This is a genomic window from Erythrobacter sp. S57(2025), assembly GCF_057365055.1.
Window position 1 is genome coordinate 2,248,022 of sequence record NZ_CP200299.1, and the last position, 14,500, is coordinate 2,262,521.

The following is a 14,500-nucleotide window of genomic DNA, read 5'->3' on the forward strand; positions in this document are numbered from 1 at the left end:
ATAGGCTCCTTATTCAGCAGGTTCAGCTTGAGGGCGCGCGGTGATCGGTCGATCGGCGGCTTCGTCGTAAGACATGTCACCCATCGGCGCTTCTTCGCGGCGGTATCCGGCGATTGTCATCCAGATATTGTAAGCCATGATGATTGCCCCAGCGAGGTAGAGCAGCCCGCCAAAGGCGCGCATGAGATACATCGGATGCAGCGCAGCAACGGTGTCAACAAAGCTGTTCACCAGGAACCCGTCAGAGCCATATTCGCGCCACATCAGGCCTTGAGTGATCCCGGCGACCCACATGCTGGCGGCGTAAAATACGATGCCCAGCGTCGCGAGCCAGAAGTGCCAGTTGATCATCCTTAGTGAATAGAGCCGATCCTTCTTCCAGAGCTTTGGCACGAGGAAATAGACACAGGCAAAGGTGATCATTCCGTTCCATCCCAGCGCGCCTGAATGGACGTGGCCGATGGTCCAGTCGGTGTAGTGCGACAGGCTGTTCACCGCCTTGATCGACAGCATCGGGCCTTCAAATGTGCTCATCCCGTAAAAGGCGAGCGCCATAACCATCATGCGAATAATCGGATCGGTGCGGACTTTGTCCCAAGCGCCATTGAGCGTCATCAGCCCGTTGATCATCCCGCCCCAGCTAGGCATCCACAGCATGATGGAAAAGACCATGCCCAAAGTTTGCGCCCAATCGGGCAGCGCGGTGTAGTGCAAGTGGTGCGGACCTGCCCAGATGTAGAGGAAGATCAGTGACCAGAAGTGGATGATCGACAGCCGGTACGAATAGACCGGGCGATTGGCCTGCTTGGGCACGAAGTAATACATCATCGCAAGGAAGCCCGCGGTGAGGAAAAAGCCGACCGCGTTGTGACCGTACCACCACTGCGTCAGCGCATCTTGCACACCGGCAAACGCACTGTAGCTCTGTGACCCCAGGAAGCTCACCGGCATCGCGAGATTATTGACCACATGCAGCATCGCAACCGTGATGATGAACGCCAGATAGAACCAGTTGGCGACATAGATATGCGGTTCGTTCCGGCGCAGCAGAGTGGCCACGAAGACGGCTAGATAAGCGACCCAAACAATGGTCAGCCATAGATCAACATACCATTCCGGTTCGGCATATTCCTTGGATTGGGTCACGCCCAGCAGATAGCCGGTCGCCGCCAGCACGATGAAAAGCTGGTAACCCCAGAATACAAAGCGCGCGAGCCCAGGCAGCGCCAAAGTAGTGCGGCATGTGCGCTGCACCACGTAAAAACTCGTCGCAAGCAGCGCGTTGCCACCAAACGCAAAGATTACCGCGGATGTATGCAGCGGGCGGACGCGGCCAAAGGTCAAGAAAGGCTCAACATTCAAAATCGGGAACGCCAATTGCAGCGCAATGAAAAGTCCCGCCAGCAGCCCCGCAAGGCCCCAAAACATCGTGGCGATTACGCCCCAGCGGACAACATCATCGTCATAGCGCGATTGGCCTGGGGGCATCTTGAAAATGCTCTGCGCTTTGGCAAGCGGATCGAACGCCCCCATTGTCACAACAATCATTACGGCAAGAACCACACCGATAATGCCCATATGGACGGCAAAACCTGTATCTTGCGCCCCAGCAATGGCAGCAATCACTGCCATTAATGCGATTGCATAAAGGCCTAACCGGCCTACCACAGCTTCCATAGCGTCGATCCCCTTTGTTCCTGACCGGGTTAAGAGGTCAGGAAAGTGCAGTATTTGATGCAGATCAAACTGGCGCAAAAATCGGGTGAGGCACGTTGCCGCTATGCGCGACATTCGGCCCCGTCACCGGCAAGATCCCAAAAAAGCTACTGTATTGTCCCATCCCGCAGGCACACACTGTGTCCGCCTGCATCGCCATCTCGTATTCTGGACATGGCCAAGACGCATTGATCTGCATCAATTTTCAAAAATAAGTTATGCGGCTGCTTTGAAGTGACCAGCGCGGGCGTGCAGGCTCTCTAAGTCCAGCAAACGAAAGCGAGAACGGCCGCTCGTTTCAACCAAGCCGGCATTGCGCAACTCGCTCAGCTGACGGCTCACAGTTTCAACTGTCAGGCCAAGGCTATCACCGATGTCACGCCGCGACATAATCAGGTCAAGCTCCACAATATCATCGCTGGACCAGCCAATCCGTTCGGCCATCATGACCAGAAAACTAGCCAAGCGCTCTCCCGCAGTCTTGCGCCCAAGCGCTACGGCTTTTTCGCGGCTTCTGGTGAGCGAACGCAGGGTTCTCTCAAGAATCTTGACGATTAGATGAGCCTCTTGCTTGGCGATCTGGAGGAAGTCCTCGGCCGGGAAAAAGATCAATTCACAATCCTCCAGCGCGCACAATGAATATGCGTGCGCCACGGTCGCCGGGACAGAGACCAGATCGCCCTTGAAGTGAAACGCAACAATTTGCTCTCGACCTTGCGAAACATGGGCGACCAACTTGGTGCTGCCGCTGGCGACAAAGACAATCTGATCAACTCCATTACCCTTGAACGGAGCATCACCTTCGCGCGCGCTCGTATAACGCGCTACCGCTTTCAGGCTCGAAAGCGTCGGACCAGAAGCGCCCCCGGGCAAAATTGCCCTGCGGAACTCATCAAAAAGGTCGGGAAAGGTCATCGCGTTCATTCCTAGTTTGATCAGCCCAGCGCGATCAGGATGAGTGCGGTTTGATCCAAAATTGTGCGCGCCACATTGATCTGGATCAAAGCTGCATGCCTCAAGTGAGTTTATCGCCCGATCAGCAGCAAACATCCTGGGCCAATCCTGTGGCCACTGCTGCTTAGGAAAGAAGGACTATGAAATATCTTCTCGCTTCAGTTTGCGCCGCAATTGCGCTGGCTTCTTCTCCCGCTGCCGCACAGGACGAAAACGGAGATGTCCAAGTTAAACTGCTCGCGACCGGCGTTTTGCCCGATGGCGAAATAGATCAGGTCAATGTCGATTTGGTCGGCCTGCCGGCTGGTACCGACACCGCTGCGAGTGACAATTATGTGCCCACCGTGGCTGCCGAATATTTCTTCGCAGAGAATTTCTCGATCGAGACGATCGCTGGCACGACACAGCATGATGTTGATGCGATTTCGGGTTTTGCGCCGGGAACTGAATTGGTCTCAGACGCATTGCTTTTGCCCGCTACGGTGACTGCGAAAGTGCATTTGGACGCTGGCGGTGTGAAACCCTATCTCGGCGCAGGTGTCGCCTATTTCATTTGGCTCGATGTCGATCCCGGCGCAGCGGTTATTCCACTCGGCGTGACCAAGACGACGCTGTCAGATGAGTTCGGCCTCGTCCTGCAAGCGGGCGTGGACGTGCCCCTAGGAGATACTGGTTTTGGCGTTTCCTTGGACGCCAAACGCTATTTCATCGGAACGACGGCAAGGTGGTTTGCGGGCGATACACTTGTGATCGAAAACGAACACAATCTCGATCCATGGGTTTTGAGCGCAGGCGTCAGCTATCGGTTCTAGGCGCTCGGAATGTTCCACAGGAGGGCAAGTGAATGACATGACAGATGCCGCGAACGATTCTCCTGATCCATTCAGAGTGGCGGATGATCTGCAATTTTCAGATCTTCGCGCGGCCTTGGCCGCTGGATGGAACGACTTCTTGGATATGCCGCAATATGGATTGTTTTTCGGCGCGCTTTTCGCGCTTACCGGCATGGCGCTTGCCTACGCAACACTCGGACTAGGTGAGATATCATGGCTTATTCCCGCTGTTGCAGGCTTTCCTTTGCTCGCTCCGTTTCTGGCAGTGGGCCTCTACGAAGTCAGTCGGAGGCGTGAATACGGGCTTGCTGTTGATTGGACTGACGTTCTGGGCGCTATCAAGGGTCGTGGGCATGATCAGATATTGAGCATGGGTGTGCTTATGTTTGTGGGGTTCGGATTTTGGGTGATCATTGCTCACCTCATTATCTCGATCTTCCTTGTGGAGGCTGGAGCAGGATCGGAATCTCTTGACTTCCTTATCACGCCAATGGGCCTCGCGATGCTCGCAGTTGGGAGTGCTTTTGGCGGTATGATCGCTCTTGTCTTCTATGCTGTGACAGTGATTAGTCTACCCATGCTGATTGATCGCAAAGTCGACTTCCTGACCGCAATTTTCGCTAGCCTTAAGGCGGTCCGCGATAACAGCGTGATCTTGCTCATTTGGGCCGTATGCATCGCACTCCTTTTGGCTTTAGCATTCGCATTGGCCTTTTTAGGCATATTGGTGGTGGTCCCGGTGCTTGGCCATGCGACATGGCATCTGTACCGAAGAACGATCACCACACTTTGACACATAGGAAAATGTGCTTGGGTGCGTGCTAAAACTCTAGTTCCAACACAACGAGCAGAGGCAAAACCTGGGCCGATATCGGATAGCTGGCGAAAGGCGCCGACGCCTTTGTAAGTCGACTTACGGCTCACGCCTTAGGCATTATCGTTGCTCAAGCACCGCAATCCAACCAAAGAATTAGCACTGGAAGAAACGAGCTTTTTATAGAGCTAAATGGCGGAGACGGTGGGATTCGAACCCACGATACGGGGTTACCGTATACACACTTTCCAGGCGTGCGCCTTCGACCACTCGGCCACGTCTCCGCATTCCCTAGCCCGCTCCCACATCGCAAATTGCGTGCAGACCGGTCCGGGAAAGGGCGCGGATAGACGCAAGCCACCTCTTTCGCAAGCGGCTTGAGGGTGGCAGACTGTCTTGCATGAAAAAACTGCTTCTGACTGCCGCCTGCGCTCTTGCGCTCACCCTGCCCGCTCACGCGCAAACTGAGGCACCCGATGAGCCCGAGGTCGCGCCATCACCCAATGAAATCGTCGATAGCGCCGCTGATGATGAATGGATGGCGATTGCAGCGGAAGATTTGCTGGTCATGACGCTCGCCCCTGATGCTGCGGGCAAGGAGCGCCAAGTCATCATCCAATTGATGCCCGCCCCATTCAGCCAAGGCTGGGTGGAGAACATCCGCACCCTCGCCCGCGCTGAGTGGTATGACGGGATCAGCGTGAACCGCGTGCAAGACAATTACGTCGTCCAATGGGGCGATCCCGGGCATGATAATCCGGAGAGTGGTGAATTGGAAAGCAAGCCACTGCCGGATGGGCTGCGGGTGATGAGAAACGAAGAATACATCGCGTCAACCGATAGTGAACTCGTGGACGCTATCTCGGCCCAAGACTTGAACAATACAAAGATAGAGAACAACTACTTGCGACCGGTCGGTCGATTGAATGATCCATATGCAGCGGCGATGCGGGGATGGCATCTTGATCCGTACTCAAGGCGTCACCTGTTATTAAGGGGCTGGCCCGTTGCCTTCGCGGACGACTTCAAGACCGCCTGGCCCGTCCACTGCTACGGCATGGTCGGCGTAGGGCGTTCCTATTCACCCGACACTGGCTCCGGCGCAGAGCTTTATACGGTGATCGGCCATGCGCCTCGTCATCTTGATCGCAATATCGCGCTGGTGGGCCGCATCATTAGCGGGATGGAGCATCTCTCCTCCCTGCCGCGCGGCTCAGGTGTACTCGGCTTCTACACTGAGGATGAGGCGAGGCTGCGCACGCCGATCCGGTCGATCCGGATCGCCAGCGACCTGCCAACAAGCGAAAGTCCGCAATTCGAATATCTCTCCACCGAAGGCGAAACTTTTGCCCGCTATGCTGAGGCACGCGCCAATCGCCGTGACCCTTTCTTTATTGTACCCGCAGGCGGCGCGGATATCTGCAATATCCCTGTGCCCATTCGGCCAATCACCACCGTTGAAGCCGAGTGAGCGACACAATCACCGCCACCGTGCCCTTGCGCCGATGGCAGGGCGAGAAGGCTGTCTATCACCTCGTGAGTTTTACTGGTGATGATGCGCAATCGCTGGCCGCGCATGCCATCATGCATAAGCTCGAATTCGGCAAACGTGGCGGCTTTGGCTCTGTGAAAGTCACCGCGCAAATCGGTGAGACGTGTTGGAAGACTTCGGTCTTTCCCCAGAACAAGCAATCCGAATGGATATTGCTCGTGAGCAAAAAGGTGATGAAGGCCGAAAGCATCGTCGCTGGTGATACGTTGCGGGTTTCGGTCACTCCGCTCTGACGCGCATCGACTACCCCGCCCGCTGGACTTCATAGTCTTGTTCGTCGGCAAACGAGCCATCACCTGCATCGAGATCGCGCGCGGATCGGCGCACATCCATCACAAACCCATTTGCTTTGGCACGCAGGGCTTCGGTGTGAAGGCTGAGCGCGGCGGCCCCGCTTGCAACGTCAGAGGCAGCCGCACCGGTATCGCTGCTGGCTGCGTTTAACATGCCAAGCTTGGCGTTGATATCAACCGCGCTGGCCGCCGCAGTGTCGATGTGCAGGGCAAGCTCACTCGCCGACACAGATTGCTGATCAACGGCGGTCGCGATCATGACGGCAGTTTGTTCAAGCTCGCCAATGCGCTTTACAATGTCGGCAAGATCACCCGCGCTTGATTGGGTAAAGCCTTGCATCGCGCTGATCTTGTCCGTGACGCTGTTGGTCGCATCACTGGTCTGCATCGCCAACTCCTTCACCTCGCGCGCAACCACCGCAAAGCCACGTCCTGCCTCACCGCCGCGCGCCGCCTCGATTGAGGCATTGAGCGCCAACAGGTTCGTTCGTTGAGCGATGGTCTGTATCAGCTCGACAATCTCACCCACTTCCAGCGCGGCTTTTGATAGATCGGACATCTTGGTGTTGGCAGTGGAGACCAGATCGCTGGCAGCGCGGGCCAGTTCGGCCGAGCTGGATGCCTGACGGCTGATTTCGCCAATCGACAGCGCAAACTCATCGGTCGCCGCAGCAGCAGCGGTTACGTTGGTCGTCGATCCATCCATGGCATCGCGGGCACGGCCAGTCTGCTCATTCGATCCTTGCGCGAGTTCAACCATCTGGCGCGACGTGTCCTGCAGTTTCTCCGTCGCATCAGAAACGGATGTAATTAGCTGGCCGACAGACACTTCAAACCCGTCTGCCAACCCTTCGAGCAGCTGGCTCTTTTCACTGCGTAAAGTGCGCATTCTTTCGCTCTGAATGCGCTCCTCAGCAAGGCGGCTCTCTGCTTCTTTTGCGCGTTTGGAATTCAGCTGGTGTAGTTCCAGCGAGGCTTTGCGCAGCACCTCCAAGGCGCGGGCCATATCGCCGATTTCATCCTGTCGGGATCGGCCCGGCATCTCAACCTCAAGATCACCATCGGCCAAACGTTTCAAGGACCCGGTGATGCCCGACATCGCATGAGCCGTATTGTTGATTATGACCCGCGCAATGATCATTGAGGCAGCGCAGGCAATGACCGAAAGCACTAGACTGACGAGAAAGGCGCTCAATATGCTCGCAAGCAGCGCGTCTATGACAGAGCGCGCATAGGTGTGCATTTCATTGAACAGATCAGAAATCTTGGCGGAGCAATTTTCAAGCCGCCGCGCAGTCTTACCAGCTGTGGCAACCATTTGCTGCGCAGATTGTCCAGAAGCCTCTTCGCGCATCTCTGTGACGTCTTCTGAAAACATCCGCAATCGCTGCATATAGGCGCGCGGGTAATATCCGTCCCCCGCATCTAAAGCCTCTTCCAACTGAGCGGACGCATCGCGCAATGCGTTGCGTAATTCGCCGGCGCCGTCTTGCTCCCCCATTTGCATGTCGCTTAGAGCTTGCGAGGCGCGGATCAGGTCAAAGCCTGCCTGGCCTACTGCTACTTCTGCGCGAACACGCTCAGCATGGTCAGACCCTGCTTTGCCAAAATAGCCGAACAAACCCAGCAGCAGCGCCACTATCACTAATGGAATGAGCGTGTTGCCAAAGATTGCGATGCGCAACTTTGCGACAATGGATCGCTTGCTCAAGACCCTGTCAAACACGCCTAAGCCCTGGCTGCGATCAGGCTTTGCAAGTTCGGGAGTATTTGTCAGGTGAGCGAGATCAGACACAGACACCCTCTTCACAAGGACGCATCAAGAGGTGTTGGCCAGTGCGTGGCGTGTCTTTAAAAATCATGGCCTGTCCCGCATCCACCACATTGCATCACGCGCACAGGCATAGGGGGGGCGTAGTAAGCGGCTGGCTAAACCGCTGACCGTAAACCTACCTAGTGATGGTTGGGGTTGCGCTCTAAATCCGGTCGGCCTGCGCCACCGCATCGCTCGCGCGCAGAGCGCTCAAAATGCGGGTGAGATGCGCCAGATCCTGCACTTCGGCATCAATCTCATAGGTTGTGAACGGATGATCAAGCTGCGTTTGGATCAGGCTGGTGACGTTGATCTTGTTCTGAGCAAAGATGCCGGCCATTTCCGCCAGAGTACCAGGGCGATCATACAAGGTCACGGCCAAACGTCCGACCGCACCATGCGAACGGCGGCCCCAATTGAGATCGAGCCAGTCGCTATCGACGCCATCGGCGAGTTTCAGGCAGTCAATCGTATGCACAGCCACTCGCTTGCCCTTTCGGCGCAATCCGACAATGCGATCACCTGGGATCGGATGGCAGCATTCGGCTAGTTCAAAGGCGACACCGGGGGTCAGACCGCGAATAGATATCTGACGCTCATGCCGCGACCATTCCTCATCCTCTTCAAACTCTGCAGTGGAGCCTGGAACCAGCGCTTCCATCACTTCGCGGTCGGTCAGTTTGGCAGAGCCGATGGCGAACATCAGGTCGTCAGGTTCTTCCATGCCCAGCCGTTCAACAGCAGCGCGGATCGCTTTCTTTCCGATGCGCGCGGGCACGCGGGTCGCGATTTCGTCGAACAGCTTTGAGCCAATCTGAGCGATTTCCTCGCGTTCCTTCAGCCGCACCGCACGGCGGATCGCGGCGCGCGCTTTGCCGGTGACGACAAAACCCAGCCATGCCATTTGAGGCTCAGCGCCTGCACCTTTGATGATCTCGACCACATCGCCATTGTTCAGCCGGGTGCGCAGCGGCATGTGACGTCCGTTGATCTTGGCCCCGATGCAGGCAAGGCCCAGATCTGTGTGAACCGCAAAGGCGAAATCGACCGCGGTCGACCCCTTTGGCAGCTGGAACAGGGCGCCTTTGGGAGTAAAGGCAAAAATACGATCCTGATAGATCGCCATGCGCGTGTGTTCGAGCAGTTCCTCTGCATCGTGGCTCGCATCGACAATCTCGATCAGATCGCGCAGCCAGGCGACTTCGCCATCGGCCTTATCAGCCTGCTTATAAGCCCAGTGCGCGGCCAGCCCAAACTCGTTACGGCTGTGCATTTCGCGCGTGCGGATTTGTACCTCCACGCGCATAGAATTTTCATACATCAGCGAGGTATGAAGAGAGCGATAGCCGTTATTCTTAGGCGTTGAAATATAGTCTTTGAATTTGCCCGGCAGAAACTGCCACGTCGTGTGCAAAATACCCATCGCGCGGTAACAATCCGCTTCGCTTTCAGTCAGCACGCGGAAGGCCATGATGTCAGTGACTTGTTCAAAGCTGACATGGCGCTCTGACATTTTCTGCCAGATCGAAAACGGGTGTTTTTCACGCCCCGTCACTTCAACGCTCAGACCAGCTTCGGCCAGCGCTTGCTTAATTTTGAGCGCGATCGCATCGACCTGCCCCCCATCTTGCCCGCGCAATTCCTCCAGCCGTTTGGTGATGGTGGCGTAGGCTTCAGGCTCCAGCTCTTTGAAAGCTAGGGCCTGCATCTCGCGCATATATTCATACATGCCCACCCGCTCTGCCAGCGGCGCGTAGATATCCATGGTTTCGCGCGCGATACGCTGGCGCTTTTCCGGCTTCGAGATGAAATGCAACGTGCGCATATTGTGCAATCGGTCTGCCAGTTTGACCAGCAGCACGCGTATATCTTCAGACATTGCGAGCAGAAATTTGCGCAAATTCTCCGCCGCACGCTCATTCTCAGGCATCGCCTCGATCTTGGAAAGCTTGGTCACACCATCAACCAGTCGTGCGACCTCAGCCCCGAAATTGGCCTCAATGTCTTCAATCGTGACCAGCGTGTCTTCGACCGTGTCGTGAAGCAGCGCGGTGATAATCGTTTCTTGATCGAGCTGCAGATCTGTCATCAGACCTGCGACTTCTATCGGGTGCGAGAAATAGGGATCACCGCTCGCCCGCTTTTGACTGCCATGCTTTTGCACCGTGTAAACATAAGCACGGTTGAGCACGGCTTCGTCCGCCTCAGGGTCATAATCCTTAACCCTCTCAACAAGTTCATATTGGCGCAGCATAACACGCTGAATATGTGCCGCTTCGCGCATTGGAGCAAGCGCTCAATTCAGACTAATTTCGGCGTGATTCCAAACGGAGGCAAACGCCCTGCCCCGGCATATACCCTAAGGCAGGCTCAAAACGGTCTCAATGATGTATGTTGTACCCGTGCATGTATGCGCGAAATCAACGCCCCATTATCCAACCCCGATATCAGCATAGCTGACATTGCTGCGCTTATCTGCGCGATGATGGCCGCCGTTCTGGTCGTGATGGATGTGGTGTCGCCGTTCTTGAGCGCTCTGCCCGTATCACCCGCCTTGATCGCAGCCTGTCTGGCTGGTCTTGCAATCGCTCTGCGTGAATTCACAATGCGTACCCGGATCGCTCATCAATCGGCCAAGTCTTCAGCGGCCATGCGCCGACTCAAAGACCAGATCCGTTGGCTCGAATTAACCGAAGCGCAGACCAATATCGGTCATTGGCGGCTCGATCTGGCGACCAACGAGGTGTTCTGGTCCGATGCCACTTATGCGATCCACGCGCTGGAACCCGGCACACCGCCACGGCTCGAAGATGCGCTTAATTATTATCACGAAGGGGATCGCGAAACCGTGGTCCGTTCGATTGATGAAGCGCGCAAGACCGGGCAATTCCAATCGTTCAAGGCGCGCCTGATCGATAGCAAAGGCTGTCTGCGTCACGTGGAATCGGGTGCCAGTGTGGAACTGGACAACAACGGCACGCCGGTCGCATTGTTTGGGGTGTTCAAAGATCGCACGGGCGAAGAAAACATGCAGGCCGAACTGCGTCAGGCAAGCGAAGATGCCCTCGCGCTGGTCCGGGCAAAGGGCATGTTCCTAGCCCGCATGAGCCACGAAATCCGCACACCGATGAACGGGCTGATCGGTTTTGCCGAATTGCTGGCAAAAAGCGACCTTACGCCCGAACAAGAGGCCAAGGTGCGCTTCATCCTGGATTCCGGCCATTCGCTTCAGGCTTTGCTCAACGACATCCTTGATTTCACCAAGGTCGAGGCTGGCCGGACGGAAATTGCATCGGTTCGCATTGTGACATACGAATTGATTGAAAGCGTGCTGCGCGGGTTCTCCGGCGAAGCTGAGGGCAAAGGCCTGCGTATCGCAAAGGACATTGCGCCCGATGTTCCCGATTTCTTCAAAAGCGATCCCCTGCGCTTACGCCAGATCTTGTCTAATCTGCTCGCCAACGCGGTTCGCATGACGAGCAAGGGCAGCGTGACACTTGGACTGCAACTCAAAGGCGAATGTCTGCATTTCAGCGTTCAGGACACAGGACCCGGAATTGCACCTAATATGCTGGAACGCATCTTTGACCCGTTCACTCAGGAATCGAGCCCAGGCTATGCAGGCAGCGAAGGGACCGGGCTTGGCCTGCCGATCAGCCGCAATCTTGCAGAATTGATGCAAGGGCGGCTGCTGGTCGAGAGCACGCAAGGCAAAGGATCAACATTCACTCTGGTTTTGCCATTGGTCGAAGCCCAAGCGCCACAGAGACGATCGATGCAGAACACGGCCAGGGCGCCTGGGGAGCGATACGAAACTTCACTCTCAGGCAGCGGCGCGAATACCCGGTCACCGCGCATCCTTTTGGCTGAAGACTTTGAAATCAATCGTGAGCTGATAGTCCAAATGATGGATCATCTCGGGATTGAAGTTGACTGTGCGAAGGACGGTCAAGAAGCCGTCGCGATGGTGCATCAGGCGCTGGCCATAGGCAAACCTTATCATGCGGTTTTGATGGATTTGCAAATGCCCAAACTGGATGGGATCGAGGCAACCCGGCGCATACGATCCGCCGGAATTTCGAAGGACGATCTGCCCATTATCGCTGTGACTGCCAATGCCTTTGCAGATGATGTCGAGCGATGTTTTTCAAGCGGAATGCAAGCGCATTTGGCAAAGCCGCTTTCAATGGATCAGCTGTCCGCAGAATTGGAGCGCTGGGTGCCGATATACAAACCACACGCATCAGCCGCCTGACGATTGCCTGTCGGTAGTCAAATTCGATTCGCCGAATGGATGGCTGGCTAAGCAATAAATAGAATTCAAGTATTCATCGCAATTTCGCGGCATTTTGACTTAAAACACCAATGTATGGTTTGTCGAATTGCGCTTCCTATGAGAGTTTTTTGTGTCGCAGGCATTCCCCCGCGACACGCTCAAGGAGAAGACGATGAAAACGAGCAAATTGATCGCAGCAATGGCTGTTGTCACGTCTGCATTCGCTCTGCCAAGTGCACTCGCCGCGAACGAGCCGGACCCGCCGCCACCAGCGGGGCTAATCTGTAACGGCGTGACCTGTGAAGGGTTCATGAACATTGGCGGGGAATGGGTGTATGTGGTTTTCCCCGATCCAGGGGGTGAGCCTCCCTATCCACCTTGATGGGAATAAGTGGTGGGGGCGTAACGCCTCCACCATTACTCCTTTGTCAAGCAATCAAGTCCATACTGCGCGCGGCGGCAGGCTCATTAAGATCGCATCGATATTGCCGCCGGTTTTCAGTCCAAAAATCGTGCCGCGATCATAGACCAAGTTAAACTCAGCATAGCGCCCGCGGTATTCGAGCTGCGCCAGCTCGTCTGCGTCAGTGAAGTCACTCTCCATCCGCTTGCGAACCAGCTTGGGGTAGATATCGAGAAACGCTTTGCCGACATCCTGAGTGAAGGCGAGGTTGCGGTCGAAACTTGGATCATCGTCGCAGGCCAGATGGTCGTAGAATATCCCGCCAACGCCGCGATGGGTTTCGCGGTGAGGGATGTAGAAATAGTCATCTGCCCATTTCTTGTACCGGTCATAATAGGTCGGGTTGTGCGCCATACAGGCAGCCCGCATACTGGCGTGGAATTCCTGAGTGTCTTCCTCGTAAGGGATCGGGGGATTGAGGTCCGCGCCGCCACCAAACCATGCCGATTGCGTGGTTAGAAACCGAGTATTCATATGCACCGCAGGCACGTGCGGGTTTGCCATATGCGCGACCAGTGAAATGCCGGTCGCGGTGAATTCTGGATGCTCAGCGCTCGCGCCGTTCACTTGATCGGCAAATGCCTGCGAGAACGAACCGCGCACGGTGGAAACGTTGACGCCGACTTTCTCAAACACCTTGCCTTTCATCAAGCCTTGAACCCCGCCACCGGGATCATCATTGCCCTCTTCTTCGCGGTCCCAAGGGGTATAGGTAAAGCTTGCATCGGACCCTGCATCGCGCTCAATCGCTTCAAACGCGGCGCAAATCTGGTCCCGCAAGCTCTCAAACCATTCTTTTGCGCGCCCTGTGTGGCTGGCCCAATCGCTCATACGTCTTTCGTCCCTCAATCCGTGACCTGCGACCATGAACATTACGGCAGGGGTGTCAACGGGATTTGACACGGATCAAATCCCTGTAATCGCTCCGCTGTCACCCTTGCCAAAGTCATTCGCGCAAGGCAGAGGGGGCGTATGGTTCCCGTTTCGTTCCCTTCCGATTCTGCCGCGCTTGAATTTGCAGGCGAAGAATTGGTGCTGACTAAGGCAAACGCGCTGTATTGGCCGCGAGAGAACGCACTATTGGTCGCCGACTTGCATCTGGAAAAGGGCAGCTGGTATGCTCGAACGGGCCAGATGTTGCCCCCCTATGACAGCCGCGAAACGTTGGAGCGGATTGCCGATCAGGTGAAAGCGACAGGCGCGCGCCGGGTGATCACTCTGGGTGACAATTTTCACGATGATGCAGGCACTTCGCGGCTCGACGCATATGCAAGCGGCATGCTCGAAGGGCTGATCCGCAGCCTCGATTGGGTCTGGATCACCGGCAATCATGACGAGGAAATGGGGCGCGGTTTTGGCGCGCATATCACCAGTGAGCTTGAAATCAGCGGGATCGTGCTGCGCCACGAGGCTCAACCGGGCGAGGTCCGGCCTGAGCTATCCGGGCACTACCACCCCAAGATGCGAGTGCGCGTGCAGGGTCGCCATATCGCGCGGCCTTGCGGTGTTGTCAGCCGGTCTGAAGATGGACCTGACCGCATGATCCTGCCTGCCTTTGGCGCTTACACAGGCGGCATGGATGCAGGCGCGCCAGAGATCAAACAGGCGCTTAGCCCTGCGCAACGGATCGATGCTGTGCTGCCGGCAAAGGGTAAATTGGTCACATTCCCGCTTTATCGTGAGGCAGCGTAAGACTCATCTGGAAATTGCTTGCCCGAATCTCTACATTATGAACAATCATTCAGGCTAAACAGGAGAAACCAAATAGCCCGTCCACCTCGGCGTC

General features: G+C 55.9%; 12 protein-coding genes and 1 tRNA gene. 7 read left to right on the forward strand and 6 right to left on the reverse strand.

The window, feature by feature from the left end; genetic code table 11:
* Window positions 1–9 precede the first annotated feature (9 nt).
* Together ccoN and AC0V6N_RS10775 are read right to left on the reverse strand one after the other, a co-directional pair.
* Window positions 10–1,677: a cytochrome-c oxidase, cbb3-type subunit I gene (ccoN, locus tag AC0V6N_RS10770; RefSeq protein WP_486171556.1), complete on the reverse strand. Its 1,668-nt coding sequence runs from the start codon at window positions 1,675–1,677 to the stop codon at window positions 10–12.
* 255 nt (window positions 1,678–1,932) lie between these two features.
* Complete coding sequence (locus tag AC0V6N_RS10775) at window positions 1,933–2,766, reverse strand: Crp/Fnr family transcriptional regulator (protein WP_486171557.1); 834 nt, start codon at window positions 2,764–2,766, stop codon at window positions 1,933–1,935.
* A gap of 44 nt (window positions 2,767–2,810) precedes the next feature.
* On the opposite strand from AC0V6N_RS10775, the gene AC0V6N_RS10780 reads away from it, so the two are divergent.
* Both AC0V6N_RS10780 and AC0V6N_RS10785 read left to right on the forward strand, forming a co-directional pair.
* On the forward strand, window positions 2,811–3,482 hold the full coding sequence (locus AC0V6N_RS10780) for an OmpW/AlkL family protein (protein WP_486171558.1): 672 nt from the start codon (window positions 2,811–2,813) through the stop codon (window positions 3,480–3,482).
* A gap of 37 nt (window positions 3,483–3,519) precedes the next feature.
* A complete protein-coding gene (locus AC0V6N_RS10785; protein ID WP_486172473.1) occupies window positions 3,520–4,296 on the forward strand; it encodes a DUF2189 domain-containing protein in 777 nt (258 codons plus the stop codon).
* 214 nt (window positions 4,297–4,510) lie between these two features.
* On the opposite strand, the gene AC0V6N_RS10790 is transcribed toward AC0V6N_RS10785, so the two are convergent.
* A tRNA-Ser gene (locus AC0V6N_RS10790) sits at window positions 4,511–4,601 on the reverse strand.
* Window positions 4,602–4,717: 116 nt separating this feature from the next.
* Between AC0V6N_RS10790 and AC0V6N_RS10795 the strand changes: the two genes are divergently transcribed.
* On the forward strand, window positions 4,718–5,788 hold the full coding sequence (locus AC0V6N_RS10795) for a peptidylprolyl isomerase (RefSeq protein ID WP_486171559.1): 1,071 nt from the start codon (window positions 4,718–4,720) through the stop codon (window positions 5,786–5,788).
* Window positions 5,785–6,102, forward strand: coding sequence for a DUF1905 domain-containing protein (locus tag AC0V6N_RS10800; RefSeq protein ID WP_486171560.1), 318 nt, complete (start codon window positions 5,785–5,787; stop codon window positions 6,100–6,102). The genes AC0V6N_RS10795 and AC0V6N_RS10800 overlap by 4 nt, the downstream gene beginning before the upstream one ends.
* A gap of 10 nt (window positions 6,103–6,112) precedes the next feature.
* Here the strand turns inward: AC0V6N_RS10800 and AC0V6N_RS10805 are convergent, their stop codons facing one another.
* Both AC0V6N_RS10805 and AC0V6N_RS10810 read right to left on the reverse strand, forming a co-directional pair.
* Window positions 6,113–7,957: a methyl-accepting chemotaxis protein gene (locus tag AC0V6N_RS10805; protein ID WP_486171561.1), complete on the reverse strand. Its 1,845-nt coding sequence runs from the start codon at window positions 7,955–7,957 to the stop codon at window positions 6,113–6,115.
* A 181-nt stretch (window positions 7,958–8,138) separates the two neighbouring features.
* A complete protein-coding gene (locus AC0V6N_RS10810; RefSeq protein WP_486172474.1) occupies window positions 8,139–10,229 on the reverse strand; it encodes a RelA/SpoT family protein in 2,091 nt (696 codons plus the stop codon).
* A gap of 156 nt (window positions 10,230–10,385) precedes the next feature.
* Between AC0V6N_RS10810 and AC0V6N_RS10815 the strand changes: the two genes are divergently transcribed.
* Both AC0V6N_RS10815 and AC0V6N_RS10820 read left to right on the forward strand, forming a co-directional pair.
* A complete protein-coding gene (locus tag AC0V6N_RS10815; protein ID WP_486171562.1) occupies window positions 10,386–12,230 on the forward strand; it encodes an ATP-binding protein in 1,845 nt (614 codons plus the stop codon).
* Window positions 12,231–12,423: 193 nt separating this feature from the next.
* Window positions 12,424–12,633: a hypothetical protein gene (locus tag AC0V6N_RS10820; protein WP_486171563.1), complete on the forward strand. Its 210-nt coding sequence runs from the start codon at window positions 12,424–12,426 to the stop codon at window positions 12,631–12,633.
* Window positions 12,634–12,687: 54 nt separating this feature from the next.
* Here the strand turns inward: AC0V6N_RS10820 and hemF are convergent, their stop codons facing one another.
* A complete protein-coding gene (gene hemF / locus AC0V6N_RS10825; RefSeq protein ID WP_486171564.1) occupies window positions 12,688–13,545 on the reverse strand; it encodes an oxygen-dependent coproporphyrinogen oxidase in 858 nt (285 codons plus the stop codon).
* Between the two features lie 141 nt (window positions 13,546–13,686).
* Between hemF and pdeM the strand changes: the two genes are divergently transcribed.
* Entirely contained in the window at window positions 13,687–14,406 is a 720-nt protein-coding gene (gene pdeM, locus AC0V6N_RS10830; RefSeq protein ID WP_486171565.1) for a ligase-associated DNA damage response endonuclease PdeM, read from the forward strand.
* Window positions 14,407–14,500: the final 94 nt, after the last annotated feature.